At 63.3% G+C, this 1,964-nt stretch carries 3 protein-coding genes; all 3 read left to right on the forward strand.

Features of this window, described 5'->3' with window-relative positions:
• The coding region (locus SB772_RS38930) for a transposase (protein WP_410838379.1) at positions 1–316 on the forward strand (316 nt) is incomplete at its 5' end.
• On the forward strand, positions 313–648 hold the full coding sequence (gene tnpB / locus SB772_RS38935; protein WP_410838380.1) for an IS66 family insertion sequence element accessory protein TnpB: 336 nt from the start codon (positions 313–315) through the stop codon (positions 646–648). The genes SB772_RS38930 and tnpB, both read left to right, overlap by 4 nt.
• Positions 649–710: 62 nt before the next feature.
• A partial coding sequence (tnpC, locus tag SB772_RS38940; RefSeq protein WP_410838381.1) for an IS66 family transposase occupies positions 711–1,964 on the forward strand: 1,254 nt, incomplete at its 3' end.

Genomic DNA, 1,964 nt, shown 5'->3' on the forward strand with positions numbered 1-1,964 from the left:
GGAGAAGGTGATCCGTGCGGCGATGCAGCCGAATGTGTCGATCGCTGCGGTCGCGCTGCATTACCAGTTGAATGCGAATTTGTTGCGCCGATGGGTGGCTGCACAGGAGGAACAGGACCTCGCGCGTGAGGCGCGCCAGTCGATGAGCGTACCGCCGGCGGAGTTTGTTCCACTGCAACTGGAAGCGCCGGGCGCGATGCCCGCTTCGAGGGAGATTCAGATCGAAGTGCGCCGGGGGGCGGCGACCGTCATGGTGCGCTGGCCGCTTTGTGCTGCAGCCGATTGCGCCGCCTGGTTGCAAGGGTGGCTGCGATGATCCGCATCGACGCGATCTGGCTGGCAACCGAGCCCATCGATATGCGTGCGGGCATCGATACGATCCTTGCGCGTGTCGTGAAGGTGTTCGGCGCGGCACGGCCGCACCACGCCTATCTGTTTGCCAACAGGCACTCGACGCGCATGAAGGTGCTCGTGTACGACGGGTTCGGTATCTGGCTGGCCGCGCGTCGCCTGAACAAGGGGCGGTTCATCTGGACGAATGGGGACCAGGCGGTCGCCACCGCTCTGAATCCCGAGCAGCTGCGAGCGCTGGTGACGGGGCTACCCTGGCAGACACTCACACACGATCACGCGATCACGGTTGTGTAATACCCCCAAGGACGTAAACTGGCTTGCTTCCGCAGCGGGTTGGGTTCTGGCAGACTGGCCGCATGAACTCACCCGCTGACCTCGACGCTCTGAGCCCCGACGAACTGCGCACGCTGGCTGCGCAATTGATGGCTCAGGTCGGCGAGAACGAGCGGGAACTGCGCTACCGTCAGACGCGCATCGACCAGCTCACACACGAGATTGCCGTGCTCAAGCGCCTGCATTTCGGCAAGCGCAGCGAGCAGCTCAACGTCGAGCAGATGAGTCTGCTCAATGAGGCCATCGACGCCGATCTGGCCGCACTCGAAATCGAACTTGAGCAGTTGCAGCCGGATACGCCACCGGATAAGCAACGTCAGAAGCCAAAGCGCGCGCCCTTGCCGCCGCACCTGCCGCGCACGGATATCCACCACGAACCCGACGACATCACCTGCTCCTGCGGTTGCCAGCGCGTGCGTATCGGCGAGGACACCAGCGAGAAACTGGACTATACGCCGGGCGTATTCACGGTCGAGCGGCACATCCGCGGCAAGTGGGCGTGCAAGGCGTGCGAGACGCTGATCCAGGCCCCGGTTCCGCCTCATGTGATCGACAAGGGCATCCCCACCGCCGGGTTACTCGCGCAGGTGCTCGTCGCCAAGTACGGCGATCACTTACCCCTGTACCGTCAGGAACGCATCTTCGAGCGCGCGGGCCTGGCGATTGCCCAATCAACGCTCGGCGAGTGGGTCGGCGTTTGCGGCGTGCGGTTGCAGCCGCTGGTTGACGCGCTTCGCGACGAGCTTCTGCAACAGGGTGTGCTGCACGCTGATGAGACGCCGGTGCAAATGCTGATTCCCGGTAAAGGCAAGACGCAGCGCGCCTATGTATGGGCGTATGCCACCACGCCGTTCGCCGACGTGCGCGCAGTGGTCTATGAATTCGCGGATAGCCGTGCTGGCGAACATGCTCGCACGTTCCTCGGCAAATGGCGGGGCAAGCTGGTATGTGACGACTACAGCGCCTACAAGGCCGGATTCGAGCTGGGCATCACTGAAATCGGCTGTGCTGCTCATGCAAGAAGGAAGTTCTTCGAACTGCACGCCAGCAACAAGAGCCAGGTCGCCGAGCAGGCGCTGAAGTACTTCGGTGCACTTTACGACGTCGAGCGCGACGTCGCAGAACTCAAGCCCGATCGAAGACGTGAGGTCCGCCAGGAGCGCGCCCGGCCCATTGCCGATGCATTGCACGACTGGATGACCGGTCAGCGCAAACTGGTCTCCGAGGGATCGGCGATCGCCAGGGCACTCGACTACAGCCTCAAGCGATGGGACGCG

Origin of the sequence: Paraburkholderia sp. SIMBA_030 (assembly GCF_046535245.1) — a bacterium.
GTDB lineage: Bacteria > Pseudomonadota > Gammaproteobacteria > Burkholderiales > Burkholderiaceae > Paraburkholderia.

Excerpts from the sequence above, each read along its gene's own strand:
- tnpB (WP_410838380.1), top strand. The coding sequence starts at position 313 with ATGATCCGCATCGACGCGATCTGGCTGGCAACCGAGCCCATCGATATG.